The organism is Cupriavidus yeoncheonensis (genome assembly GCF_905397275.1).
GTDB lineage: Bacteria > Pseudomonadota > Gammaproteobacteria > Burkholderiales > Burkholderiaceae > Cupriavidus > Cupriavidus yeoncheonensis.
In genome coordinates this window covers 329,037-353,680 of record NZ_CAJPUY010000002.1, presented here as the reverse complement: position 1 = coordinate 353,680, position 24,644 = coordinate 329,037, and the positions used below count along the sequence as shown (strand labels likewise).

The 24,644-nt window shown below is 67.0% G+C and carries 23 protein-coding genes; 10 read left to right on the top strand and 13 right to left on the bottom strand.

Annotated elements, in window-relative coordinates:
- Positions 1-50: 50 nt before the first annotated feature.
- From tpx to KHO22_RS03850, 8 genes are all read right to left on the bottom strand, one after another.
- Positions 51-551, bottom strand: coding sequence for a thiol peroxidase (gene tpx, locus KHO22_RS03885; RefSeq protein ID WP_211945781.1), 501 nt, complete (start codon positions 549-551; stop codon positions 51-53).
- A 136-nt stretch (positions 552-687) separates the two neighbouring features.
- On the bottom strand, positions 688-2,361 hold the full coding sequence (locus KHO22_RS03880; RefSeq protein WP_211945780.1) for a DUF3426 domain-containing protein: 1,674 nt from the start codon (positions 2,359-2,361) through the stop codon (positions 688-690).
- A gap of 9 nt (positions 2,362-2,370) precedes the next feature.
- On the bottom strand, positions 2,371-3,264 hold the full coding sequence (prmA, locus tag KHO22_RS03875) for a 50S ribosomal protein L11 methyltransferase (protein WP_211945779.1): 894 nt from the start codon (positions 3,262-3,264) through the stop codon (positions 2,371-2,373).
- A gap of 37 nt (positions 3,265-3,301) precedes the next feature.
- Positions 3,302-4,654, bottom strand: a complete 1,353-nt coding sequence (accC, locus tag KHO22_RS03870) for an acetyl-CoA carboxylase biotin carboxylase subunit (RefSeq protein ID WP_211945778.1) — start codon at positions 4,652-4,654, stop codon at positions 3,302-3,304.
- Positions 4,655-4,827: 173 nt separating this feature from the next.
- A complete protein-coding gene (accB, locus tag KHO22_RS03865) occupies positions 4,828-5,292 on the bottom strand; it encodes an acetyl-CoA carboxylase biotin carboxyl carrier protein (protein ID WP_211945777.1) in 465 nt (154 codons plus the stop codon).
- Positions 5,293-5,473: 181 nt separating this feature from the next.
- Positions 5,474-5,962, bottom strand: coding sequence for a type II 3-dehydroquinate dehydratase (aroQ, locus tag KHO22_RS03860; RefSeq protein ID WP_211945776.1), 489 nt, complete (start codon positions 5,960-5,962; stop codon positions 5,474-5,476).
- 215 nt (positions 5,963-6,177) lie between these two features.
- Positions 6,178-6,726 carry a TlpA family protein disulfide reductase gene (locus tag KHO22_RS03855; RefSeq protein ID WP_211945775.1) on the bottom strand — a complete coding sequence of 183 codons (549 nt, stop codon included), beginning with the start codon at positions 6,724-6,726 and terminating at the stop codon, positions 6,178-6,180.
- 72 nt (positions 6,727-6,798) lie between these two features.
- A complete protein-coding gene (locus KHO22_RS03850) occupies positions 6,799-7,482 on the bottom strand; it encodes a UDP-N-acetylmuramate--alanine ligase (protein ID WP_211945774.1) in 684 nt (227 codons plus the stop codon).
- Positions 7,483-7,655: 173 nt separating this feature from the next.
- On the opposite strand from KHO22_RS03850, the gene mpl reads away from it, so the two are divergent.
- From mpl to mtgA, 8 genes are all read left to right on the top strand, one after another.
- Complete coding sequence (gene mpl, locus KHO22_RS03845) at positions 7,656-9,047, top strand: UDP-N-acetylmuramate:L-alanyl-gamma-D-glutamyl-meso-diaminopimelate ligase (RefSeq protein WP_211945773.1); 1,392 nt, start codon at positions 7,656-7,658, stop codon at positions 9,045-9,047.
- A 10-nt stretch (positions 9,048-9,057) separates the two neighbouring features.
- Positions 9,058-9,666 (top strand): YqiA/YcfP family alpha/beta fold hydrolase, encoded by a 609-nt coding sequence (locus KHO22_RS03840; protein ID WP_211945772.1) that lies wholly within the window; start codon positions 9,058-9,060, stop codon positions 9,664-9,666.
- A complete protein-coding gene (locus KHO22_RS03835) occupies positions 9,663-10,268 on the top strand; it encodes a chorismate--pyruvate lyase family protein (RefSeq protein WP_211945771.1) in 606 nt (201 codons plus the stop codon). Before KHO22_RS03840 ends, KHO22_RS03835 begins: the two co-directional genes overlap by 4 nt.
- A gap of 37 nt (positions 10,269-10,305) precedes the next feature.
- Positions 10,306-11,046: a 3-oxoacyl-ACP reductase FabG gene (fabG, locus tag KHO22_RS03830; protein WP_211945770.1), complete on the top strand. Its 741-nt coding sequence runs from the start codon at positions 10,306-10,308 to the stop codon at positions 11,044-11,046.
- Between the two features lie 225 nt (positions 11,047-11,271).
- Positions 11,272-13,395 (top strand): ribonuclease catalytic domain-containing protein, encoded by a 2,124-nt coding sequence (locus KHO22_RS03825; protein ID WP_211945769.1) that lies wholly within the window; start codon positions 11,272-11,274, stop codon positions 13,393-13,395.
- A 192-nt stretch (positions 13,396-13,587) separates the two neighbouring features.
- Positions 13,588-14,457 (top strand): energy transducer TonB family protein, encoded by an 870-nt coding sequence (locus KHO22_RS03820; RefSeq protein ID WP_420839575.1) that lies wholly within the window; start codon positions 13,588-13,590, stop codon positions 14,455-14,457.
- Entirely contained in the window at positions 14,457-15,341 is an 885-nt protein-coding gene (aroE, locus tag KHO22_RS03815) for a shikimate dehydrogenase (RefSeq protein ID WP_211945767.1), read from the top strand. The genes KHO22_RS03820 and aroE overlap by 1 nt, the downstream gene beginning before the upstream one ends.
- A gap of 67 nt (positions 15,342-15,408) precedes the next feature.
- Positions 15,409-16,110 carry a monofunctional biosynthetic peptidoglycan transglycosylase gene (gene mtgA / locus KHO22_RS03810; protein WP_211945896.1) on the top strand — a complete coding sequence of 234 codons (702 nt, stop codon included), beginning with the start codon at positions 15,409-15,411 and terminating at the stop codon, positions 16,108-16,110.
- Between the two features lie 52 nt (positions 16,111-16,162).
- On the opposite strand, the gene corA is transcribed toward mtgA, so the two are convergent.
- Both corA and KHO22_RS03800 read right to left on the bottom strand, forming a co-directional pair.
- Positions 16,163-17,125, bottom strand: coding sequence for a magnesium/cobalt transporter CorA (corA, locus tag KHO22_RS03805; protein WP_211945766.1), 963 nt, complete (start codon positions 17,123-17,125; stop codon positions 16,163-16,165).
- A gap of 466 nt (positions 17,126-17,591) precedes the next feature.
- Positions 17,592-18,506 (bottom strand): DMT family transporter, encoded by a 915-nt coding sequence (locus tag KHO22_RS03800; protein WP_211945765.1) that lies wholly within the window; start codon positions 18,504-18,506, stop codon positions 17,592-17,594.
- 202 nt (positions 18,507-18,708) lie between these two features.
- Here KHO22_RS03800 and pyrF point away from each other — a divergent pair, with 202 nt between their 5' ends.
- Positions 18,709-19,527 carry an orotidine-5'-phosphate decarboxylase gene (gene pyrF / locus KHO22_RS03795; RefSeq protein ID WP_211945764.1) on the top strand — a complete coding sequence of 273 codons (819 nt, stop codon included), beginning with the start codon at positions 18,709-18,711 and terminating at the stop codon, positions 19,525-19,527.
- Positions 19,528-19,620: 93 nt separating this feature from the next.
- Here the strand turns inward: pyrF and KHO22_RS03790 are convergent, their stop codons facing one another.
- From KHO22_RS03790 to thiL, 3 genes are all read right to left on the bottom strand, one after another.
- On the bottom strand, positions 19,621-20,118 hold the full coding sequence (locus KHO22_RS03790; protein ID WP_211945763.1) for a CinA family protein: 498 nt from the start codon (positions 20,116-20,118) through the stop codon (positions 19,621-19,623).
- A 67-nt stretch (positions 20,119-20,185) separates the two neighbouring features.
- Positions 20,186-20,752, bottom strand: coding sequence for a phosphatidylglycerophosphatase A family protein (locus KHO22_RS03785; protein WP_211945762.1), 567 nt, complete (start codon positions 20,750-20,752; stop codon positions 20,186-20,188).
- Positions 20,753-20,876: 124 nt separating this feature from the next.
- Complete coding sequence (gene thiL / locus KHO22_RS03780) at positions 20,877-21,857, bottom strand: thiamine-phosphate kinase (protein ID WP_211945761.1); 981 nt, start codon at positions 21,855-21,857, stop codon at positions 20,877-20,879.
- Between the two features lie 308 nt (positions 21,858-22,165).
- Here thiL and KHO22_RS03775 point away from each other — a divergent pair, with 308 nt between their 5' ends.
- Positions 22,166-24,490, top strand: coding sequence for an NADP-dependent malic enzyme (locus KHO22_RS03775; protein WP_211945760.1), 2,325 nt, complete (start codon positions 22,166-22,168; stop codon positions 24,488-24,490).
- Positions 24,491-24,644 lie beyond the last annotated feature (154 nt).

Genomic DNA, 24,644 nt, shown 5'->3' with positions numbered 1-24,644 from the left:
AAGCGGCCGCCCCGGGAATGCGGGCGGCCGGTGCGAGATACGGGTGCAGCTTACTTCAGTGCGGCGAGCGCGGCGTCGTAGTCGGGCTCGTTCTTGATCTCGGGCACCAGCTGGCTGTACTTGACGACATTGTTCTCGTCCAGCACCACCACGGCGCGCGCGGTCACGCCGGCCAGCGGGCCGGTCTTGATGTCCACGCCGTAGTTGCCCTTGAATTCCGCGCCGCGCATGGTCGACAGCGGCACCACGTTGGCCAGGCCTTCAGCGGTGCAGAAACGGCCCATGGCGAACGGCAGGTCGGCCGAGACGGTCAGCACCACGGTATTGGCCAGGCCGCTGGCGGCTTCGTTGAACTTGCGCGTGGAGGCCTGGCACACCGGGGTGTCCAGGCTCGGTACGATATTCAGCACTTTGCGCTTGCCGGCGAAGTCGGCCAGCGTCACGTCCTTCAGGTCCTTGCCGACCAGCTTGAAGTCGGCGGCCTTGTCGCCGGGTTGCGGGAACTTGCCTGCCACTTCAATGGCGTTGCCGCCGAGAGTCACGTTGCTCATCACTGCTCCTTCCTGTTCAGGATCTTCGGGGGGGCGCAGCTTGCGGCCGGACTCGATTCGGCCCTTGGCAGCAAGCCTGCGGAATCCAGGGACCGTTCACCGGGTAAGGCGCGCGCGCCTTGTACGGGAACAGGCCCTATGGATAGAAAATCAGCACGCGGTAGTTGGCCGCCGCCTGCTGAGTCCGGAATCGTACCCGAACCGGCAGCTCCGTGCCCGCACGAAGGCCATGCGTGGCAAAGGCCTTCTGCGCCGGTTCCAGGTACTCGGATGGCTCCAGGACGCGCCGCAGCAGCAGCTGGTCCTGCAAGTCGGTCATGACAAGTTCGATCGCCGGGAGCGCGGTGGTGGCGCGCCCCTGGTTGCGCAGCGTGACCGCCAGCACGTAGGCATCGCTGCCTTCGTCCTGCTTCTGCAGCTGCGAGGTATCGATGCGCAGCGCGTCGATGTCGCGCCACGGCGGCACCGTGCAGCCCAGCGGCCCGCATGCGGCTTCCAGCACGGGGCGCAGCACCGGGAACTGCCCGGCGAGCTGTCCGCGCATCAGGTACAGCCCTTGCAGGACGACACCAACGGCCAGCACGCCGGCGGCGATATGCCAGCCGAAGCGCAGGCGCGGCGGTGCCGGCGTCGCAGCGGCCTCGCGCGAGCGTTCGCGTTCGCGGGCCTGGCGCAGGAAATCGGGCGCGAATACCGGACCCATCTGCGGTTCCTGGCGTGCCCAGCGCCGCGCGACGTTCTCGCGTGCAATCGCGCCGGCGGTGGCGCTGAAGGCATCGCTGGTGCCCGCTCCGCTCGGTCCGTAGGTGGGCCCGTAGTTAAGGCCGTAATCGTGGCCAGGCTCGTGGCCAGACTCGTGCGGCGTTTCGGAGGCGGGGGCTTCTGCCGGCGTGTCAGCCTCGGCCGCTGGTGCTTCGGTGCTGTCGCTGGTCTGCGCGCGCAGGAATTCGCTGGCGCTGCGCAGGACGGGTTCGGCGGCAGATTCGCCCGCCGGCGCATCGGCCAGTTCGTCTGGCGCCTCGGCTGCCTGGGAGGCCGGCGTGTGCGCGGATGCCTCTTCGTCTCCGAGCGCGGAGCGATCGAGCGTCGGCCACGGCTCATGAGCGGTGACGATGGCGGCTGATGCCTCGTGTGCCTCGTCGGCATGATGCTTGCCGTTGGCGGTCGAGACCGGACTGTCGTCCGGGTGTCCTGCCGCCGCTGGCTGCGCGTCTGCGAGCTCGGCTTCGGAGGGTTCGGCTTGCGTGGGGCGCGCGTCTTCGTATCGCGCGTCTTCGTGTTCGGTCGACCCGGCCGGCGTTTCTGCCGTGTGCGCGCCATCGCGATCGGTCTCGCCGGGCACGGCCGTCATGGCTTCCTGCAGTGCCGGTTGCGCGAGGTCTTCGGCAGCGGGGGCCGGTTCGACGGATGCGGCGTGCGCGTCCTGTCCGAGCGGCGCCTCCTCCTCCGCGGAAGCCTCTTCCTCCTCGGTGGGCGCCATCATCATGGTGGGCGAATCGAGCGCGGGCACGTCGTACCCGGGGTCGTAGCCGGGGTCGAAGTGCGTGGCGGACGAAGCCGGCCTGGCTTCGGTTTCCGCTTCGGGGGGCGCGGCGGGCGCAGCCGCCGCGGGTTCGGGCGAGGGCTGCGGCGAGCGCGCGGCAGCCGAGGCTGCCGGCGCTGGCACCTGGATCAGATGCTCGCGTGCATCGAAGACCGTTTCACAGTGTCCGCAACGCACCAGTCCCTGGCGCAGGCGCAACTGGTCGGCCACCAGCCGAAAGGCGGTGCGGCAGGCCGGGCAGCGCGTGACAAGCTTGGCGGCGGCCATCGGCTCACCTCAGGGGCGCGTGCCGTGCAGGCAGACCCAGCCTTCCTCGCTGCGCCAGACCGTCAGCGGCAGCCAGGTGGCATAGGCGGCGGCCACTTCCTCGGCCTGGCGCTCGAGCACGCCGGACAGCACCAGGCGTCCGCCGGAGCGCACGCGGGCGCTCAGCATCGCGGCCATCAGCTTGAGCGGGTTGGAGAGGATATTGGCGACGACGAGGTCGTAGGTCGCTTCCGAAACCGATTCCGGCAGCGCGAACTCCGCCTGGACGCGGTTGCGCTCGGCGTTGTAGCGCGATGCCTCCACGGCATTCGGGTCGATGTCGATGCCGAGCGTGTCGCCGGCGCCGAGCTTCTTTGCCACGATGGCGAGGATGCCGGAGCCGCAGCCATAGTCGAGCACGGTTTCGCCCGCCTTCAGGTTCAGCTCCAGCCACTGCATGCACAGCCGCGTGGTCGGGTGGCTGCCGGTGCCGAAAGCCAGGCCCGGGTCGAGTTCCAGCACCACGGCATCGGGCTCCGGTGCGTCATGCCACGACGGCACGACCCAGAGGCGTTCGCCGACGCGGATCGGCTCGAACTGGGATTGCGTGAGGCGCACCCAGTCCTGGTCCTCGACATCGCGCAGGATATAGGCCGGTACCGGATCGATGCGAAGCGTATTCGACGCGGCCGCGACGACGAGCGCCGGGTCGGTATCGTCACCGAACAGCGCCACCACGCGCGAGCGGTTCCAGGCGAGCCGTGTAGGCTCCATCCCCGGCTCGCCGAACAGCGGCTGCTCGTCCGGCGTGTCGGCGTCGGCATCTTCCACCGACACCGACAGCGCGCCAAGGTCGAACAGGGCGTCAGACCAGGCTTCGGCCTGGTCCTGCGCCACTTCGATCACACATTCCTGAAAGGCCACGGGCTTCCCTTTGTACAGCAGTGCGGCAGTTGCCGCGTCAGGCTTTCTCGCGCTGCGCCAGCCGATGCTCGAGATAGTGGATGCTGGTGCCGCCTTCGATGAAGTTGGCGTCCATCATCAGCTCGCGGTGCAGCGGGACGTTGGTCTGGATACCGTCCACCACCATTTCCGACAGCGCGATCCGCATGCGGGCAATGGCCTGCTCGCGGGTGGCGCCGTAGGTGATGATCTTGCCGATCATCGAATCATAATTCGGCGGGACGAAGTAGCCATCATACGCGTGCGAGTCGACGCGTACACCGGGGCCGCCGGGCATGTGCCAGGCGGTGATGCGGCCCGGCGACGGGGTGAACTTGAAGGGGTCTTCGGCGTTCACGCGGCACTCGATCGCATGGCCACGGAACTGCACATCCTTCTGGCGGAAGCGCAGCTTTTCGCCAAACGCGATGCGGATCTGCTCCTGCACGATGTCGATGCCGGTGATCATCTCGGTGACCGGGTGCTCCACCTGCACGCGCGTGTTCATCTCGATGAAGTAGAACTCGTTGTTCTCGTACAGGAACTCGAACGTGCCGGCACCACGGTAGCCCATCTTGCGGCAGGCCTCGGCGCAGCGGTCGCCGATGCGCTCGATCAGGCGCCGCGGGATGTGCGGCGCGGGCGCTTCCTCGATCACCTTCTGGTGGCGTCGCTGCATGGAGCAGTCGCGCTCGCCCAGCCAGATGGCCTGCCTGTGCTGGTCGGCCAGGATCTGGATCTCCACGTGGCGCGGATTCTCCAGGAACTTCTCCATGTAGACCTCGGGGTTGCCGAAGGCGCGGCCGGCTTCTTCGCGCGTGGTGATGACGGCATTGATCAGCGCGGCCTCGGTGTGCACCACGCGCATGCCGCGGCCGCCACCGCCGCCGGCGGCCTTAATGATGACCGGGTAGCCGACCTGGCGCGCGGTGGCCAGGATTTCCTTCGGGTCTTCGGGCAGCGCGCCTTCCGAGCCCGGCACGCACGGCACGCCGGCCTTGATCATGGCCTGCTTGGCCGAGACTTTGTCGCCCATCAGGCGGATGCTCTCGGCGGTCGGGCCGATGAAGACGAAGCCGGACTGCTCTACGCGCTCGGCAAAGTCGGCGTTTTCCGACAGGAAGCCGTAGCCCGGGTGGATGGCCTGCGCATCGGTCACTTCAGCGGCCGAGATGATGGCAGGCATGTTCAGGTAGGACAGCGGCGACGGGGGCGGTCCAATACAGACGGCTTCGTCGGCCAGCTTGACGTACTTGGCTTCCTTGTCGGCTTCCGAGTACACCACCACAGTCTTGATGCCCAGCTCGCGACAGGCGCGCTGGATGCGAAGGGCAATTTCACCGCGGTTCGCGATCAGAATTTTTTCAAACATGGTCTCTCTCTGCGAGAACGGGAGCGGTCCCGTCAGGTGCCGCAGCGGCACACCGGGCGTGCGGCCAGGACACTGGCGATGCCAGGGGCCGCTTCATGGGATGCGGGCCGCAACGTGCGAACATCCACGAGATCCGGAGTGCCGCGCAGTCCTGCGCGGCACTCCGGACAGCATCAGCCGATGACGAACAGCGGCTGGCCGTATTCCACTGCCTGGCCGTTCTCGACCAGGATTTCCTTGATCACGCCGGCCTTGTCGCACTCGATCTCATTGAGCAGCTTCATGGCTTCGATGATGCAGACGGTCTGGCCTTCCTTGACGGTGTCGCCAACGTTGACGAACGGCGCGGCGCCCGGCGACGGGGCACGGTAGAAGGTACCGACCATGGGCGAGGTCACCACGTGGCCAGCCGGGAGCTGCGCAGCGGCAGGCTCGGCAGCAACCGGTGCGCTGGCTGCGGGGGCGACGCCGGGCATGGGCGGCAGCGCCTGCATCTGCGGCATGGCCATCGGCGCGGCGATGACTTGGGGCGGTTGCTTGACGATGCGTACCTTGCCGTCGCCTTCAGTGACTTCCAGCTCCGAGATGCCGGATTCGGCCACCAGGTCGATCAGCGTCTTCAGCTTGCGCAGGTCCATCTTCTATCCTCCTGAATCAGGTTGTCCGGGCGTGCCCTGGCGGGGCAGCGGCGGAAGAAATCGTCGGTACGGCCACCGGCTGTCCACGCCCGCGGTGCCTTGCCGCACACGCTGCGGGCGCGGCCGACAGGCGGCGCGCATCATTCATGTATTCGGGTAAAGCCTTGTATGCCGGCGGGCCTCAGCCCCCTGGCGGCGGCTGTTCCAGCCCGAGGGCATAGTCCAGCGCCATCAGGTAGCCTTGCCAGCCCAGCCCGCAGATCACGCCGACCGCGAGGTCGGAGAAGTAGGAATGGTGGCGGAAGCTCTCGCGGCGATGCACGTTCGACAGGTGTACTTCGACAAACGGAATGGCCACGCCGGCCAGCGCATCGCGTATCGCCACGCTGGTATGCGTGTAGGCGGCGGGGTTGATGATGATGAATTCCACCCCTTCCGTGCGTGCGGCATGGATGCGGTCGACGAGCGCCCCTTCATGGTTGGACTGGAACGATGACAACGCGATACCGGCATCGGCGGCATGCCGGGCCAGTGCGGCGTCGATATCGGCCAGCGTGGTGTGCCCATACGTCTCCGGTTCGCGCGTGCCCAGCAGGTTGAGGTTCGGCCCATGCAGGACCAGCACCTTGCGGTAGCGGGCAGAGCGACGGATAGAGCGGGTTGCAGTCACGGCGGCTCGACCAGTTCAACGAAATTGCGCGGAGATTACCGTAGCTTAGAGGGATTTGTCTAGCGGGCGATACAAGCCTTCACATGCCGGCACGGTCATGGTGCGTTGATTAGGCCACATTGGACCCGTTCCACCAATATGCGCCCGGTTTCAGTGCAGTTTCGACACGGTTCGGCGAACTTGGCTGAAGAAGGCCCTTATGCCGCCGACTGCACCTACGAACGGGGCAGAACGGAGCGCAATTCATCCGACGTGATGCGGCCCATCTTGCGGTACTTGACCGAGCCATCCGGGTTGATCACGACCGTATAGGGAAGGCCCCCGGCATCGTTTCCGAAATTGCGCGACAGCTCGGTGCCTGCGAAGCTAGCTACCGCGAGCGGGTAAGCCACCGGCACCTTCTTGATGAACTGCTGGATATTGGCGGCGGAATCGATGCCGATGCCGACGAACTCGACCTTGCGGGCCGCATACTCGGCATGCAGGGCGGTCAGCTCGGGCATTTCTTCCACGCAGGGTCCGCACCACGGCGCCCAGAAGTTGACCACTACGGTCTTGCCCCGCAGCTTGCCGAGATCGATATCGGTGCCGCCCGGGTCGGGCAGGCGGGTCTGGAAGAAGGTTTCCACCGCGTGGTCCGATGCAGGCTTCGGCGAGAACACGAAGTGACCGGCCAGCGCGCCGGCGGCGCAGGCCACCACGGCCACGGCAATCCACAGCCACAGGCGGGAACGGCGGACAGGATTCTGGGTGGGAGTGCTCATGGTGTCTCGGTAAGCGGGCGGCGGTTCGGCGCAGATGCCGGCAAATGGTGAATCTGACAGGTCAGGTGTGCTTCAGTTCGCAGCGTCGGCGTCGCCAAGCAGCGCCCGCACGGCTTGCAGGTCGGCCCGGGCCGCACGGCCGCTCGCATCGGTGCGCGCGGCGCCGCGTTCGTCGTCGGCATCATACAGAGCAATATGAATACCGACCGGCGTGCCCAGCGCGGCGCGTACCTCGCCGGCCAGCAGGCGCGCTTCGCGCCGGTCGGGCCACTGGCCTTTCCACAGGAAGCTCAGGGTCTCCACCTCGCCGCGGCCGGCGAAATGGCGGGATTCACTGGTCTCGAAGCCGACGCCCGCGTTGAGCAGGTGCAACGTGGCGTCCTTGGCGCTGTCGCAGAAGCACTGCAGATAGATATCCGAATGCTCGGTTGCGGTGCCATTGAGCACGGCACCCACCAGGTACGGCCGGAAGCCGGCCAGGTCCTCCATGGCCAGGATGGCCAACCGGCGCAGCAGCGCCAGGATGCGCGGCTGCGTGTCGCTGTGGAAAAGTGCCTGATAAGCGCGAACTTCAGCCTCGATCATCTCGTTATCGGGCAGCCATTCGCCGGCCACGCGCTGGTCGCCGAGCAACTGGCGCGCGGCCTTGCGCTTCGCGGTGGCGTAGTCGGCGCCGTCTTCGGCAATCATGCGTGCCGCGGCCTGTGCGATCTCCTCGCGCAGGCGGACGGGGTCGGAAAGGGCGTGGCGGGACATGTCCCGATGATACCGGAGCGGGGCGCGCATCCGGTGGCGCAGCGCTGCCGCAGTGCAGCGAAGCGCGCAGGCGCTCGGGTACAATCAGTGGCTTCCTGCCCGGCATGGTCCCGCTGGACCACAAGCCGGCATGCCGACCGGCCCGGCCGGTCTCAAGTCTTTCCGGGAACCCCATGCATATTCATATCCTTGGCATCTGCGGCACTTTCATGGGCGGCCTGGCGGTCCTCGCCAAGCAGGCGGGTCATCGTGTCACCGGCTGCGATGCCAATGTCTATCCGCCGATGAGCACCCAGCTCGAGGCCCAGGGTATCGAGCTGATCGAAGGCTTCGATCCCGCCCAGCTCGCGCTGGAGCCTGACTTGTTCGTGATCGGCAACGTGGTGTCGCGCGGCAATCCGCTGATGGAAGCCATCCTCAACCGCAACCTGCCTTACGTGTCGGGCCCGCAATGGCTGGGCGAGCACGTGCTGGCCGGCAAGTGGGTGCTGGCGGTCGCCGGTACCCACGGCAAGACCACCACCACGTCGATGCTCGCGTGGATCCTGGAAGATGCCGGCTACAACCCCGGTTTCCTCGTGGGCGGCGTGCCGCAGAACTTCGGCATCTCGGCACGCGTGACGGAATCGGATTTCTTCGTGATCGAGGCCGATGAGTACGACACCGCCTTCTTCGACAAGCGCAGCAAGTTCGTCCACTACCGTCCGCGCACGGCCATCCTGAACAACCTCGAATACGATCACGCCGACATCTTCCCGGATCTCGACGCGATCGAAACGCAGTTCCACCACCTGGTGCGCACGGTGCCGGGGCAGGGCCGGCTGATCGTCAACGGCCTTGAAGCGAGCCTGGCCCGCGTGCTCGAGCGCGGCTGCTGGAGCGAGGCGGAGCAGTTCGGCGTCGGTGACTGGCGCGAAAGCGACGCGGGCAACGCAGGCAACGCAGGCGGCGGCAAGGATGCCTTCGACGTATGGTTCGGCGAGACCGTGCAGGGCCGCGTGACCTGGGACCTGCAGGGCACTCACAACCGCATGAACGCGCTGGCCGCCATTGCCGCCGCGCGCCATGTCGGCGTGCCCCCGGCGCAGGCCATCGAATCGCTCGGCCGCTTCGCCAATGTGAAACGCCGCATGGAGGTGCGCGGCGTGGCGGGCGGCGTGACCGTCTATGACGACTTCGCCCATCATCCCACCGCGATCCAGACCACGCTGGAAGGCCTGCGCCGCCGGGTCGATGGCGCGCGCATCCTGGCCGTGCTGGAGCCGCGCTCCAACACCATGAAGCTCGGCGTGATGAAGGCGCAGCTGCCGGCCAGCCTCGAGCAGGCCGACCTGGTGTTCGGTTATGGCGCCCCGAGCGGCAAGGACGCGCTCGGCTGGGACCTCGCCGGCGCGCTGGCCCCGCTTGGCAAGAAGGCCGCGGCTTTCCACGATCTCGGCGCACTGGTCGAGGCCGTGCGCGCCGCGGCGCGCCCGGGCGACCAGGTGCTGGTCATGAGCAACGGCGGTTTCGGCGGCGTGCACCAGAAGTTGCTGGATGCGCTCGGCCAGGGCGCCGCCGGCTGAGGACAAGGACATGCTGCTGTACCTGCACGGATTCCGCTCCTCGCCGCAGTCGTTCAAGGCGCGGCTGGTGCAGGAGCGCATGCGCGAGTGGGGCGTGGGGCGCTACTACGCCTGCCCCTTGCTCAATGTCTCGCCCGCCCAGGCGATCGCCCAGGCCGAAGCCGCCATCAGCGCGGCGCGCGCGGGGGGCGACCAGGACATCGCGATCATGGGTTCCTCGCTGGGCGGCTTCTATGCACGGTGGCTCGGGGAGCGTCATGGTTGCCGCACGGTGCTGCTGAACCCGGCCATCCACCCGTGGACCGACCTGCAGCAATACATCGGCGAACAGCCGCTGTGGCATGGCGGCGGCTCGGTCACGGTCGAGCCACGCCACATGCAGGAACTGATCGACCTGCGCGTGGACACCATCACCCGGCCGGAACGCTATTACCTGCTCGCCGCCACGGGCGACGAAGTCCTCGACTACCGCGAGATGGTTGCCGCCTGCACGGGCGCACATATCCGCATCATCTCGGGCAGCGACCACGGCATCAGCGAGTTCGCGGACTACGTCGACGACGTGCTGGCCTTCTGCGGCTATGGGCCCGGCGGCGTAGTGCCGGGCCGCGCGGCATGAGCGCGCAGTTCGCGCGCCGCTGCGGCTGGACCTGCCACCTGCCCTTCGATCCGGCGATCCCGCCGAACCTGCGGCATTGGGTCACGGGCGAAGGTTCGCTGACCGCGCGGCTGGTGGCCGCCTCCGAACGCTTTCGCGTGCGCCGCCTGCTGCAGGATTCGGCGCGGCCCTATCCGGACGAATGGCAGGCGCTCGGTCAGTGTTGCCGTGAACCGGCGCTGACCCGTGAAGTGCTGCTGATCTGCGACGAGCAGCCGGCCATCTACGCGCACACCGTCGTGCGCGAGCGCCACGCGCGCCGTGACTGGCCTTTCCTGCGCGGGCTCGGCGAACGCCCGTTGGGCGGCCGCCTGTTCGTGGACCCGGCCGTGCGGCGTGATCCGTTCGAGTTCGCGCGGCTGCTGCCGCACCACCCGCTGCGCCGTGCGCTGCAGCGGATCCTGCCGGCCATGGCGCCGGTACCGATGCTGCCGGCGCGCCGTTCCGTATTCCGGCGCGGCGCCGGCATCATGCTCGTGACAGAGGTCTTCTTGCCTGACCTGCTGGCACGGCCTTCTCGGGGACCCCGGCAACGCAGTCCATCAGACCGGAGCCCCGACTGACTGACACACTACCCAGAGTTATATAAGAGAAGACATCATGAAATTGCAGGGTCGCGTTGCCATCATCACCGGTGCAGCTGCCGGTATCGGGTTTGCCACGGCCGAGCGCTTTGCCGCGGAAGGCGCCATTGTCATCCTGTGCGACGTCCAGGAAGCGCGTGTGCGCGAGGCCGCCGCGAAGCTGGCCGCCAATGGTGCCACCGTCAAGGCCTTCCGCGTCGACGTGACGCGCCGTGACGAGGTCGACGCCATGGTCGCCGCAGTGCTGGCCGCGCATGGCCGCATCGACGTGCTCGTCAACAATGCCGGCATCACCAAGGATGCGCGCCTGGCCAAGATGACCGAGGCGCAGTTCGACGCGGTCATCGACGTCAACCTGAAGGGCGTGTTCAACTGCGCGCAGTCCGTGGCCGCCGTGATGACCGAGCAGGGCAAGGGCGTGATCCTCAACGCGTCGAGCGTGGTCGGCCTGTACGGCAACTTCGGCCAGACCAACTACTCGGCCAGCAAGTTCGGCGTGATCGGCTTCACCAAAACCTGGGCGCGCGAACTCGGCCCCAAAGGCGTGCGCGTGAACGCCGTGTGCCCGGGCTTTGTCAACACCGAGATCCTGCGGACCGTGCCGGAGAAGGTGCTCGACGGCATGAAGGAATCATGCTGGATGCGCCGCCTGGCCGAGCCGTCGGAAATCGCCAGCGTGTACGCCTTCCTGGCCAGCGACGACGCCAGCTACATCAACGGCGTAGCCATCGAGACCAGCGGCGGCATGTCGCTCTGACGCCACCCCCATCCGGCCGCCGAACCCGCCGAACCCGCCGTACCCGCCGTACCCGCCGTACCGTTCGCCGGCCGGCCGGCGGGAGGCCGGAACCAGTGCGGTATCATTCTGACTTTGGCACTTGCGGCCAGCCCGCCCGTCAGGGGCCCTCACTCTATCTCCCCGGAACCCGCGTCTTTGCCGCCTGAGCGGCAGGGTTCCCGGCATTTCTGAAAGTACCGATCGATGCAGTTGCTGTTCGAAGAAGGCGGCGAGATTCGCGCCGGCACCGTGCTGACCCAGCAGGGCGAGGCCTACCAGGTCGAATTGCCGGCCGGCAAGCGCACCAAGGTCAAGTCTCGCGACGTGCTGCTGCAGTTTGCGCAGCCGTCGGCGATCGAACTGGTGCGCCAGACCGGCGAAATGACCGCCGAGATCGACCTCGACTTCCTGTGGGAATGCGCGCCGGAGGCCGAGTTCGGCTTTGCCGAGCTGGCCGCCGAATACTACGGCGCGGATGCCGGTCCCGTGCAGCAGGCGGCGCTGGCCATGGCCCTGCATGGCAACCCGGTGTACTTCCGCCGCAAGGGCCGCGGGCGCTACCAGCGCGCGCCGGAAGACCAGCTCAAGGCCGCATTGGCCGCGCTCGAGCGCAAGAAGCAGCAGGCGCTCCTGCAGACCGAATACGAAGACCAGCTCAAGGCGCTGACCCTGCCGGAACCGTTCCGCAACAAGGTGCTGCAACTGCTGTTCAAGCCGGACAAGAACAGCCTGGAATACAAGGCGATGGACGCCGCCTGCACGGCGCTCGGCATGACGCCGATGCGCCTGATGGTGGCCGTCGGCGGTGTGGCCAGCGCGCGCGCGCTGCACGAGGCCAAGTTCCTCGCCGAGTGCTTCCCGAAGGGCACGGGCTTCCCGGAGATCGACGTACCCGAGCCGCTTGCCGACCTGCCCGTGGCCGACGTGCAGGCGTTCTCGATCGACGACGTCACCACCACCGAGATCGACGACGCGCTGTCCGTCACCGAGCTGCCGGACGGCAACCTGCGCGTCGGCATCCATATTGCCGCGCCCGCGCTTGGCATCCGCCGTGGCGAGCCGCTCGACGCGATCGCGCGCCATCGCCTGTCCACGGTCTACTTCCCGGGCGACAAGATCACCATGCTGCCCGACGCCGTGGTCGAGCGCTACACGCTGCAGGAAGGCCGCCAGTGCCCCGCGCTGTCGCTCTACGTGACGGTCGAGCCACGGTTCTGGCAGGTGCTGGGCAGCGAGACGCGCGCCGAGATGGTGATGATCGCGGCCAACCTGCGCCACAACCTGCTCGACGATGTCATCACCGAGGCGTCGCTCGCCGACGGCACCGGCGACTATCCGTTCCGCGCCGAACTCACGCGCCTGTGGCACTTCGCCGGCGCACTGCATGACGAACGCCAGAAGGCCCGCCTGGCCAGCGGCCTGCGGCCCGAATCGCACAATCGCGCGGACTTCAACTTCTATCTGGACGACCAGGATGATGGCAGCCAGCGCGTGCGGATCGAACAGCGCAAGCGCGGCTCGCCGCTGGACAAGATCGTGGCCGAGCTGATGATCCTGGCCAACAGCACGTGGGGCAAGCTGCTGGCCGACAATGGCGTGCCGGGCATCTACCGTACGCAGAAGGCCTGGGGCATGCACCGCACCCGCATGCAGACCTACCCGGCCCCGCACGAAGGCCTGGGCGTGGCGCAGTACGCGTGGAGTACCTCGCCGCTGCGCCGCTATGTCGACCTGGTCAACCAGTGGCAGATCCTGGCGGTGGCGCAGCATGGCATCACGGCCAAGCTGGTGGCGCCGTTCAAGCCGAAGGACGCCGACCTGCTGGCAGCGGTGGCGGATTTCGAAGGCACCTACGCGGCCTATGCCGACCACCAGTCCACCATGGAGCGCTACTGGTGCCTGCGCTGGCTGCAGCAGGAAAGCCGCGAGCGCATGATGGTTACCACGCTCAAGGAGGGCGCGGTGCGCTTCATGGAGATCCCGCTGGTCACGCGCGTGCCGGAACTGGCGCAAGCCCAGCGTGGCACCCAGGTGCTGCTGGAGATCGGCGCCATCGACGAGATCGCGCTCGATGTGTCGTGCCGGGTGCTTGAAGTGTTTGCCGGTGAGGGCGCGTTGCCCGAAGAAGAACTCGAAAGCGACGAGGAAGCCGCTGAAGTCTCGGCGGAAGCCGCGGCGGAGATCGCGGCCGAGCACGCTGCCGAGCAGTCCGCGGAAGGCGCCGAAGCCGCTGAACCCGCCGCAGGCGGAGCTGGCGAGCCGGCCGAAGGCGGCGGTGGCGACGGGGCGTCTGCCGCGCGCGACACCATTGTTCCCGGCCAGGGCTGATTCCTTCGGAAAAGCCGGCGGCTCACATACAATGCCCATCTGACCCGGTGCCGCTACCGGGCGGAGGGCGCATGACGCCATGCTGCCCTGGCGGATCTCCCAAGCGATTCCCCCAAGCCATTGTCCAGCCAGCTCTCCATCGTGAACGCCGCTCTCGTCGATCCCCGCCACTGGTGGCATGCCAGCAACACGCTGGTCAAGGCGCTGGCCATCTCGGTAGCCGTGCACCTGGTGCTGCTGATGGTGCGGATCGCGGCACCCGAGGTGTTCGAGATCAAGCGCAAGGACGCGGCGCTGGACGTGGTGCTGGTCAATTCCAAGTCGGCGCAGAAGCCGCGCAACGCGACCGTGCTGGCACAGGCCAATCTCGACGGCGGCGGCGACCACGACCAGCAGCGCGCCACCACGCCGCTGCCGGCCCAGACCGTGTCGCAGGACGGCGACCTCGTGCGCCAGGTGCAGCGCCGCGTCGAGCAACTCGAGCTGGAACAGCAGCGCCTGATGACGCAAACGCGCGAAGCCGCGCCGTCCGTGCGCAGCCAGCCGCTCAAGCCTGGCGAGCAGCGCCAGGACAATCCGCTGCGTGGCCAGGACGAGCGTACCTCGACGGACGAGATGGCCAAGCTGGAGGCGGAGATCGGCCGCAACCTGGAGCAATATGCCAAGCGGCCCAAGCGCTACCAGCTCACCGCCACCAGCGCGCGCGAGGTCGACTACGCCCAGTACTATGACCGCCTGCGCCACAGGATCGAGGCGCGCGGCACCAGCGATTTCCCGCAGCACAATGGCAAGCCGCTGTACGGCCAGCTGATCCTGGTGATCAACGTGAACCGTCTGGGCAAGCTTGGCTACAACCGCGACGGCTACAACGTCGATGCCATCGACGTGGTCAAGAGTTCGGGCGATCCGGCGCTGGACCGTCAGGCCGTCGCCATCGTCCGCGCTGCCGCGCCATTCGGGCCGTTCACGGCCGAGATGGCGGCGCGCCAGGACATCCTCGAAGTCATTTCCACATTCAAGTTCTCGCGCAGCGGGCTGGAAACCCGCTTGCAGGCCCGCTGATGACCTCCACTGAATCCTCCCAGCTGGCTGACCGCTACGTCGTGGTCGGCAACCCGGTTGCGCACAGCCGCTCCCCATACATCCACGCCGCGTTTGCGCAGCAGACCGGCGAGGCCGTCGAGTACAGCCGCCTGGAAGCGCCGCTCGACGCGTTCGCCGAGACCGTGCGCGCGTTCCTGCAAGGCGGCGGCCACGGCTTCAACGTGACGGTGCCGTTCAAGCTGCAGGCCTATGACCTGGCCGATCGCCTCACGCCGCGAGCGGAAGCCGCCGGCGCGGTCAACACGATGTGGATCGAGGACGGGCTGATCCACGGCGACAACACCGATGGCGTTGGCCTGGTGCGCGACATCCAGGACAACCTGGACACGCTGCTGGAAGACAAGCGCGTGCTGTTGCTCGGTGCGGGCGGCGCGGCCATGGGCGCGATGCTGCCGCTGCTCGAATGCCGGCCTGCGCGCATCGTGGTGGCCAACCGCACGGCTTCGCGTGCGAGCGACATGCTGGAAGAGTTCGTGGAAGCCGCCGATTCCTTTGGCGTGGAATTGTGGGGCGGCGGCCTCGATGCGTTGGAGCACTTGTCCGAGGACGAGGCCTGCGACGTGGTCATCAATGCCTCGTCCAGCAGCCTGCACGGCGAACTGCCGCCGGTGCCGGAGTTCCTGCTCGGCGAGGGCGTGCTGGCCTACGACATGATGTACGGCGTCGAGCCGACCGTGTTCCTGCGCCATGCCGCGCAATGTGGCGCGCGCACGGCCGACGGGCTGGGCATGCTGGTCGAGCAGGCCGCCGAGGCCTTCTACATCTGGCGCGGCGTACGTCCGCGTACCGCGCCCGTGCTGGCCGACCTGCGCGCCGCGCTGCAGGCCGAGCGCAAGGGCTGAACCACTGCCTGCGCCAGTGGCCACCCGACAGCGCACCCTGCGCGCCGCCGGCACGGCGTTCGCCCCGATGCGCTGGGCCGGCTATCTGATCGCCTGCATCGCGGCCGGCATCCTCGCGATGCAGGCCTACTTCTTCCTGCAGATCGCGGCCTGGCAGTACGTGGCGCCTTCGTCCACGTCATTCATGCGCGCCGAGCGCTGGCGCCTGTGCGGCTTCAAGGTCTGGAGCTGCGATATTGACCGCCGCTGGATGCCGTACGACCAGATCTCGCGCAACCTCAAGCGCGCGGTCATCGCGAGCGAGGACGCGGACTTCGTCAACCATCCCGGCTACGAGATCGACGCCATGCTCGATGCCTGGGAGCGCAACAAGAAGCGCGGCCGCGTCGTGCGCGGCGGCTCCACCATCACGCAGCAGCTCGCCAAGAACCTGTTCCTGTCGCCCGAGCAGCATTACCTGCGCAAGGGCCAGGAACTGGCCATCACGTGGATGCTGGAGTTCTGGCTGGACAAGCAGCGCATCTTCGAGATCTACCTGAATTCCGTGGAGTGGGGCGAGGGCGTATTCGGCGCCGAGGCCGCGGCCCAGCACTACTTCCGCACCAGCGCGGGCAAGCTCGGCGTGGGCCAGGCCGCGCGCCTGGCGGCGGCGCTGCCGGCGCCGAAGTGCTTCGACAAGAAGGAGTATTGCGCCAATGTGCGCATCAACTTCAAGGTCAAGGCGGGGATCATCGCGAGGCGGATGGGGGCGGCTGCGCTGCCGGATTAATTGACCTCAACCGCCGGACGCCAACCGCCGCCCGGCCTCAGCCCTCGGTCCCTTAGCTCAACCAGCCTTTGCGCCGGAAATATACCAGCGGAATCGCCGCGGACACCGCCATCAGCGCGATCGCCCACGGATACCCCGCGGCCCAGTCCAGTTCCGGCATGATCTTGAAGTTCATGCCGTAGATGCTGGCGATCAGCGTGGGCGGCATCAGCGCCACCGACACCACCGAGAACAGCTTGATGATCTTGTTCTGGTTGATGTTGATGAAACCGACGGTCGCATCCATCAGGAAGTTGATCTTGTCGAACAGGAATGCGGTATGGTTCTCGATCGAGTCGATATCGCGCAGGATCTGGCGGGCCTCGTCCTGTTGCTCGGCTGACAGCAGCTGGCTGCGCATCAGGAAGGACACCGCGCGGCGCGTGTCCATGACGTTGCGGCGGATGCGGCCGTTCAGGTCTTCCTCGCGCGCGATGGTTTCCAGCACGTCGGCGGCGGCGGCGTCGGTCACGTTCTCGGCCAGCACGCGACGGCTCGCTTCTTCCAGGCGTTCGTAGACTTCCTCGATCGAGTCGGCCGAGTATTCGGCGTCGGTCGCGTACAGGTCCATCAGCACGTCCTTGGCGTTGCGCACCGAGCCCGGGCGCATGCGCGCGCGCAGCCGCACCAGGCGGAACACCGGCAGGTCTTCGTCGTGGATGGAGAACAGCACGTCGCGCGTGAGCACGAACGCCACGCGCACGTTGCGCGACGCTTCTTCCTCATCGAGCAGGAAGTCCGTGCGGATGTGGATGTTCTCGTCCTCGCCTTCGAAATAACGCGCGGACGCTTCCAGGTCGCCCAGGTCTTCCAGTTCGGGCAGGGCGACGCCGTAGGCTTCCTTGATCCAGGCCAGTTCCTCGTCGTCGGGGCTGACGACGTCGATCCAGATCGGCTTGTGCTGCAGCAGCTCGTTGCGCTCGTCGACCTGCTCCTGGGCAAGCCGGCCTTTTTGCAGGACGAACAGGTTGATCATCCCCGGGATTCCTTATTACTAATGCTGATTGCGACGAAAAACAAAGACAAGCGCGAAGACAAGCGCAGGCAGGCTCGCCGCATCCCAGGTGGTCCGGACCGGTTCAGTGCGGAATCACGGGCAAGCGTGATCGCGCTGCGTGGACGGCGAAAAGGCCGGCGGGCGCAAGGCGATGGCGTTTGCCTGGGGTGGCTGGCAAGCCGGGAGAGGGAAGATCCGCAATGGCACGGCGCGCGCTTCGGCGGCCGTCGGCGATACGGAAAAACACTCGCCCGCATGGATTCTGCGGGCGATGCGACGAGGCGGGAGCGCGTGGCGGCTCCGGCGGTTCGTCTACGCAGCCCGCAGTGACATGGCATCCGACGAAGCTGCGTTACCGCGGCATCTCGAACACCCGATGCTACTGCCCACGTAGTTTCTCCGGGATTGTGATGGCCGCGAGTGTAGCCCAACGCAGGGGGGCTTGTTAAGTGAAATCTCCACGCGCCGCGCCGGCCTGCAGGCGTCGCCGCAACAGTGGCACCAGCATCACCGACGACAGCGCCGCGAACATCAGCGCAATGGCCGTGTAGTCCTGCCAGTGCGGCTGCTCGCCGAGCATCCACATGCCCGAAAACACGCCGACCACGGGAATGAACATGACCGACAGGCTCGATACCACCGGCGGCAGGTTGCGGGCGAGCGCGAACCAGACCAGGTGGCAGTAGGCGAACACCACCACGGCGTTGTAGGCGATGGCGCCCCACTCGGCCGCGTCGGGCATGCGCCAGCCGGTCTCGAGCAGCAGCGTGCCCGCGGCCAGGAAGGGCAGCGTGACGGTCAGCATCCAGAACGTGAGCGTGCCGATCGGGATGTCGATCTGCGTGCGCTTCATGAGTTGCGTGCCGAAGCCCCAACCGGCCGCCGCCGCGAGCATCAGCAACGTCCCGGCCGGGCTGCCGGTCAGCGCGCGGATCTCGCCCGACAGCAGCAGGATGGTGCCGGCCAGCGCGCAGCCGATACCGACCCAGGCCGACGCGCCAATGCGGTCGCGGTACAGCACCAGGCCCCACACCACGGCCCAGATCGGCATGGTGTAGCCGAGGATCGCGGCGCGCCCGGACGACAGCATCTTGACCGCGCAGATCGCCAGCAGATGCCAGAGCACCATGTTCGGGATGGCCAGCTTGACGATGGTGGCCCATTGCGCGCGCGGCACGCGCAGGGATTCGCCGCGTACGCGCAGCGCCAGGCCCAGCGCCACCACGCCGCCGGCCATGCAGAGCAACCGGAAGCCCATGGCGGGGAAATGCGCCACGCCGATTTTCATGATGGGCCAGTTGACGCCCCAGGCGATGGTCAGGATGACCAGCAGGATGAGGCCGCGGCGATCGAGAGACATGGCAACGATGGCGGCAGCGTGTCACGCCGCTCTTTGTTTTGACTTTGAGCGCAAAACGATAGCATGCAGCGGGTAAAATTGCCGGAAACGACATATGCTGCGATACAGGAGGGGCCTAATCGTCCCAGCGCCCCAGCCCGCAGCGACCGGGTCGCCCGCCACGCGCAGGCGACGCCGGAGCAAACAGGATATCGAGTAGCCCATGACCTTCATCGAGCAGCTGTCTGCCGCCTGGCAGCGCAACGATTCCCTCCTCTGCGTCGGACTCGATCCGGATCCGCAGAAGCTGCCGCTATCCCTGACCGGGGCGGGCGGCGCGATCTTTTCCTTCTGCCGCGAGATCGTCGACGCCACCGCCGACCTGGTCTGCGCATTCAAGCCGCAGATCGCCTACTTCCATTCGCAGCGTGCCGAAGACCAGCTCGAGCAGCTGATCCACTATATCCATGACGCCCACCCGGGTATCCCGGTGATCCTGGATGCCAAGCGCGGCGACATCGGCTCCACCGCCGAGCACTACGCCAGCGAAGCATTCGAGCGCTACAGGGCCGATGCGGTGACCGTCAGCCCCTATATGGGCTTCGATTCGATGCAGCCGTACCTGGCCTATCCGGACCGCGGCGTGATCGTGCTGTGCCGGACGTCCAACCCGGGCGGATCGGACGTGCAGTTCCTGCAAGTGGATGGCAAGCCGCTTTACCAGCTGGTGGCCGAGGCGGCCAGGGAGCGCTGGAACACCACGGGCCAGATGGGCCTGGTGGTCGGCGCCACCTTCCCGAACGAGATCGCGCGCGTGCGCCAGATCGTCGGCGATATGCCGTTGCTGATCCCGGGCATCGGCGCTCAGGGCGGCGATATCGAGGCCACCGTCAAGGCTGGCCGCACGGCGGACGGCACCGGCATGATGATCAACTCGTCGCGCGCCATCCTCTATGCCAGCCGCGAGAAGGACTTCGCGACCGCGGCGCGCAATGTGGCGTTGCAGACGCGGGATGTCATCAACCGCTATCGCCACGGCTGAACCGCGGCGCACAGGCGGCAAGCGTCACGACAACTGAAAGGCCGCGCCTTACCGGGCGCGGCCTTCGTCGTTTCAGGGTTCGTTGCGCACCATTCAGGCCTCGTTGCGCACCAGTTCGAGCAGCCCGCGCATGGCGTGCTCCGCCGCCTGGCGGCGGATCTGGGCGCGGTCGCCCTTGAAGCGCTGGGTATCGGTGCGCGTGGTAATGCGGTTGCTCCAGCCGAAACAGACCATGCCGACCGGCTTGTCGGGGGTGCCGCCAGTGGGCCCCGCCACGCCCGTGATCGACAGCGACACTTGCGCGCGGCTGTTGAGCAGCGCGCCATCGGCCATCGCGCGTGCCACTTCTTCGCTGACGGCGCCGTGGTCGCGGATCAGCTTGGCGGGCACGCCGATCATCGTGCTTTTGGCCTCGTTCGAATAGGTGACAAAGCCGCGCTCGAACCATCCGGACGAGCCGGAGACGTCGGTGATGGCCGCGGCCACCAGCCCGCCGGTGCAGGATTCGGCCGTGGCCAGCATCAGCGATTTTTCGGCGAGGGCTACGCCGGCCTGGATGGCCAGCTGGTCAAGCAAGCGGCTGATGGACATGGGTAAAAGTTGCCTGGCGATTGGGTGGACTTGGCGGACAAACGATGGTGCGGGCGGGGCGAAGACGTCAGAACGACCGCCACAGCGCAAACACCAGAAGGGTGTAGAACGCCGCGAAGATGTCGTCGAACATCACGCCGAACGCGCCGCGCAGCCCCGGGCCCTTGAGCGTGCGGTCGTAATAGGCGATGGGCGCCGGCTTGGCGATATCGAACAGCCGGAACCACAGGAAGGCGGCGAACTGGCCCCAGAGGCCCGTCGGCGTGACGAACGTCAGCACCAGCCAGAACGCGATGATCTCGTCCCAGACCATGCTGCCATGGTCGTGCACACCCATGTCGCGCGCCGTGCGCGCGCAGGCCCACAGCCCGATCAGGAAGCCGGCGCCGATGATCCACAGCCAGGTGGTCGGCTCGATCCACAGCGAGAGGACGACAAAGGACAGCCACCCGTAGAGCGTGCCCACGGTACCGGGGCTGACCGGCGACAGGCCGGAGCCGAAGCCGAGGGCGATCAGGTGCGCCGGGTGCGCCAGCATGAAGCGGGCCGTGGGCCGGGTGACCTTGACGGTTTGCCCGGCTTCGAGGGTTATGGCGGGGTCGCGCGGCGCGGCCGCGGGAGGTGAGGTCGACATCAGAGTGTGGCTCGTGTGCTTATGTTTTATGTCTGCGGCGCCTTGCGTGCCAGTTTCCCGGGTTCCCTCCCGGGCATGCCGGCGCAGCCTGTGCCGGCATCATGACACGCGCGCGTGCCGGCTGTCAGGGCGAGGCGAAGTGGTCGAAGCTGGCGCCGGCATAGGTCACCGGGCTGCCATGGCCGTCGACCAGTCGCAGTCCCGGCTCGGGCGTGATCGCGCCGACCCGGGTCAGTGGCAGTTCCAGGCGATCCGCGATCGCGGCGATGGCCTCGCGGTGGCCGATGGGCGCGGTGAAGCAGAGTTCGTAGTCGTCGCCGCCGGCCAGCACGCATTCGCGCTGCAGGGCGTCGGGCTGGCTGGCCAGCACTTCGGAGCGCGGCAGCGCATCGACATCGAGCAGCGCGCCCACTTGCGAACGCGCCAGGATGTGGCCGAGGTCGCCGATCAGGCCATCGGAGATATCCAGTGCGGCATGCGCCACGCCACGCAGGGCGAGGCCCAGCGCGATGCGCGGGGACGGCGTTTCCATGCGCGGGCGCACGCGGCTGAATTCGGGTTCGGGCAGCAGCCATTCCCCGCGGCAGTCGCCAAGGGCCAGGCGGGCGTCGCCGAGCGTGCCCGACACCCAGATATCGTCGCCCGGACGTGCGGCGTCGCGTCGCAACGCGGCGCGCGGCGGTACATCGCCGAATACGGTCAGACTGAGCGTGAGCGGCCCGCGCGTGGTGTCGCCGCCGATCAGTTCGCAGCCGTGGGCGTCGGCCAGTGCCAGCATGCCGGCGGCCAGTTCTTCCAGCCAGGCGGGATCGGCCTCGGGCAGTGCCAGCGCCAGCGTGAACGCGCGCGGCTCGGCGCCCATGGCCGCCAGGTCGGACAGGTTGACCGCCAGCGCCTTGTGGCCGAGCGCGCGGGGCGGGACATCGGCAAAGAAATGCCGGCCGCTGACCAGCATGTCGGTGCTGATGGCGAGGTGATGGCCGGGCCGTGGGTCGATCAGCGCGCAGTCGTCGCCCACGCCGAGCACGGCCTTGCGCACCGGCCGGGTAAAGAAGCGGCGAATCAGGTCGAACTCGGAGAGTTGCGCGCGGCGGATCGTTGACATGGGACTAAGCGGGCAGGGCGGCGCCGGCGCAAAAAAGGCGGATCGGGACGACTATGCTGCCATGCCAGAGGCTCGGCAAGATACCGCAGCGGGCGGCAGCATTGACTGTTGCTTGCTGTTCAAGGCCTGCGGCTTGGGGCATATTGTACCGAAACACAATGCCGGTCCCCGCAAAACGCTTATTGTGAAATAATATTTCACAATGTAAAATGCCGGGTCCGGAGGAAGAGATGGGCGGGCACGTGGAGCCGGTCCGCCATTATCCGAAGCCACGTCAATGACGGCTCCACCGATTGGAAAATGCGCCGATGACCAGCCCTCAGCAGTCCCCGTCCCAAGACGATCTGAAACAACAGCAGCGTGAGGCGCTGCGCAAAGCGGCGCTCGAATACCACGAGTTTCCGACCCCCGGGAAGATCTCCGTCACGCCGACCAAGCCGCTGTCCAACCAGCGCGACCTGGCCCTGGCCTATTCGCCGGGCGTGGCGGCCGCGTGCGAGGAGATCGTCGCCGACCCGGCCAATTCGTTCCGCTACACCGCGCGCGGCAACCTGGTGGCCGTGATCACCAACGGCACCGCCGTGCTGGGCCTTGGCGATATTGGCGCCGCGGCTTCCAAGCCGGTCATGGAAGGCAAGGCCGGGCTGTTCAAGAAGTTTGCCGGTATCGACGTCTTCGACATCGAAGTCGACGAAAAGGACCCAGAAAAGCTGGTGCAGATCATTGCTGCGCTGGAACCGACCTTCGGCGGCATCAACCTGGAAGACATCAAGGCACCGGAGTGCTTCTACGTCGAGCGCAAGCTGCGCGAGAAGATGAAGATCCCGGTTTTCCATGATGACCAGCACGGCACCGCCATCGTGGTCGCCGCCGCCGTCATCAACGGCCTGACGGTCGTTGGCAAGGACATCAAGAAGGTCAAGCTGGTGGCTTCGGGCGCCGGTGCGGCGGCTCTGGCCTGCCTGGACCTGCTGGTGGACCTGGGCCTGCCCATCGAGAATATCTGGGTGACCGACCTGGCCGGCGTGGTCTATGAAGGCCGTACCGAGCTGATGGACCCGGAAAAGGCCCGCTTCTGCCAGAAGACCGACAAGCGCAAGCTTGGCGAGGTGATCGATGGCGCCGACATCTTCCTTGGCCTGTCCGCCGCCGGCGTGCTCAAGCAGGACATGGTTCAGCGCATGGCCGACAAGCCCCTGGTGCTGGCCCTGGCGAACCCGAACCCGGAAATCGCGCCTGAACTGGTCAAGGAAGTCCGTCCGGACGCCATCATGGCCACCGGCCGTACCGACTACCCGAACCAGGTCAACAACGTCCTGTGCTTCCCGTTCATCTTCCGCGGTGCGCTGGACTGCGGCGCGACCACCATCACGCGCGAGATGGAAATCGCCGCCGCCAATGCGATTGCCGAGCTGGCGCGCCAGGAACAGAGCGATATCGTGGCCTCGGCCTACGGCATCCAGGATCTCTCGTTCGGCCCGGATTACCTGATCCCGAAGCCTTTCGACCCGCGCCTGATCGTGTGGGTGGCCCCGGCCGTGGCGGAAGCCGCCATGAAGTCCGGCGTGGCCTCGCGTCCGATCGAGGACATGGACGCCTACCGCCTGCAGCTGCAGCAGTTCGTGTATCACTCGGGCACGCTGATGAAGCCGATCTACGCCGCCGCCCGCAAGGTCGAGATGGCGAAGAAGCGCATCGTCTTCGCCGAGGGCGAGGAAGAGCGCGTGCTGCGCGCCGTGCAGGTGATCGTCGATGAAAAGCTGGCCAACCCGATCCTGATCGGCCGCCCGGCGGTGCTGCAGCACCGCATCGAGCGCTTCGGCCTGCGCCTGCGCCCGGGGGTGGACTTCACCGTGGTCAACCCCGAGCACGACGACCGCTTCCGCGACTACTCCGATACCTACTATCGGACCATGGCGCGCGAAGGCGTCACCCCGCAGTACGCCAAGCTCGAACTGCGTCGCCGCACCACGCTGATCGGCTCGATGCTGGTCAAGAAGGGCGAAGCCGACGGCATGATCTGCGGCACCGTCAGCAACACTGCGGCGCACTTGCGCTACATCGATCAGGTGCTCGGCGGCACCAACAAGGTCTACGCGGCCATGAACGGCCTCGTGCTGCCGGGTCGCCAGATCTTCCTGGTGGATACGCACGTGAACGTCGACCCGACCGCCGACGAACTGGCCGAGATCACGCTGATGGCCGCCGAAGAGCTCAAGCGCTTTGGTATCGAACCCAAGGTGGCGCTGCTGTCGCACTCGAATTTCGGCTCGTCCGATGCGCCTTCGGCGCGCAAGATGCGCGATACGCTCGCCATCCTGCGCGAACGCGCCCCGGAACTCGAAATCGACGGCGAGATGCACGGCGACAGCGCGCTCGATGAGAAGCTGCGCGACAGCCTCGTGCCGGACGGCTCGCTCAAGGGCGAAGCCAATCTGCTGGTCTGCCCGAATATCGACGCGGCCAATATCTCGTACAACCTGCTGAAGGTTGCGGCGGGCAACAACGTCGCCATCGGGCCGATCCTGCTCGGCGTGAAGGCGCCGGTGCACATCCTGACGCCGTCGGCGACGGTGCGCCGCATTGTCAACATGACCTCGCTGGTCGTGGTGGATGCTGCAGCCAAGCGTTAAGCAGGCTGCGCCTCAGTGTGGCGAAAAAGCCGGGCTTGCCCGGCTTTTTTTGTGCCTGGAAATGGCCTGTTAGTATGCGCACACATCCCATTAACATATTGAAACAATGGGGGATTTTGCGCTGGCCGTGGCCCGGGATTGATTAATTGCCTGC

Bases quoted from the DNA above. Each gene is read 5' to 3' on its own strand.
- KHO22_RS03800 (WP_211945765.1), bottom strand. From the start codon at position 18,506: ATGTCTCTCGATCGCCGCGGCCTCATCCTGCTGGTCATCCTGACCATC.
- accB (WP_211945777.1), bottom strand. From the start codon at position 5,292: ATGGACCTGCGCAAGCTGAAGACGCTGATCGACCTGGTGGCCGAATCC.
- KHO22_RS03785 (WP_211945762.1), bottom strand. From the start codon at position 20,752: ATGTCGACCTCACCTCCCGCGGCCGCGCCGCGCGACCCCGCCATAACC.
- corA (WP_211945766.1), bottom strand. From the start codon at position 17,125: ATGATCAACCTGTTCGTCCTGCAAAAAGGCCGGCTTGCCCAGGAGCAG.
- thiL (WP_211945761.1), bottom strand. From the start codon at position 21,857: ATGTCAACGATCCGCCGCGCGCAACTCTCCGAGTTCGACCTGATTCGC.
- KHO22_RS03775 (WP_211945760.1), top strand. From the start codon at position 22,166: ATGACCAGCCCTCAGCAGTCCCCGTCCCAAGACGATCTGAAACAACAG.
- mtgA (WP_211945896.1), top strand. From the start codon at position 15,409: ATGCGCTGGGCCGGCTATCTGATCGCCTGCATCGCGGCCGGCATCCTC.
- KHO22_RS03855 (WP_211945775.1), bottom strand. From the start codon at position 6,726: ATGAGCACTCCCACCCAGAATCCTGTCCGCCGTTCCCGCCTGTGGCTG.
- tpx (WP_211945781.1), bottom strand. From the start codon at position 551: ATGAGCAACGTGACTCTCGGCGGCAACGCCATTGAAGTGGCAGGCAAG.
- KHO22_RS03825 (WP_211945769.1), top strand. From the start codon at position 11,272: ATGCAGTTGCTGTTCGAAGAAGGCGGCGAGATTCGCGCCGGCACCGTG.
- accC (WP_211945778.1), bottom strand. From the start codon at position 4,654: ATGTTTGAAAAAATTCTGATCGCGAACCGCGGTGAAATTGCCCTTCGC.
- KHO22_RS03790 (WP_211945763.1), bottom strand. From the start codon at position 20,118: ATGTCCATCAGCCGCTTGCTTGACCAGCTGGCCATCCAGGCCGGCGTA.
- aroE (WP_211945767.1), top strand. From the start codon at position 14,457: ATGACCTCCACTGAATCCTCCCAGCTGGCTGACCGCTACGTCGTGGTC.
- pyrF (WP_211945764.1), top strand. From the start codon at position 18,709: ATGACCTTCATCGAGCAGCTGTCTGCCGCCTGGCAGCGCAACGATTCC.
- KHO22_RS03850 (WP_211945774.1), bottom strand. From the start codon at position 7,482: ATGTCCCGCCACGCCCTTTCCGACCCCGTCCGCCTGCGCGAGGAGATC.
- KHO22_RS03880 (WP_211945780.1), bottom strand. From the start codon at position 2,361: ATGGCCGCCGCCAAGCTTGTCACGCGCTGCCCGGCCTGCCGCACCGCC.
- KHO22_RS03835 (WP_211945771.1), top strand. From the start codon at position 9,663: ATGAGCGCGCAGTTCGCGCGCCGCTGCGGCTGGACCTGCCACCTGCCC.
- fabG (WP_211945770.1), top strand. From the start codon at position 10,306: ATGAAATTGCAGGGTCGCGTTGCCATCATCACCGGTGCAGCTGCCGGT.
- KHO22_RS03840 (WP_211945772.1), top strand. From the start codon at position 9,058: ATGCTGCTGTACCTGCACGGATTCCGCTCCTCGCCGCAGTCGTTCAAG.
- mpl (WP_211945773.1), top strand. From the start codon at position 7,656: ATGCATATTCATATCCTTGGCATCTGCGGCACTTTCATGGGCGGCCTG.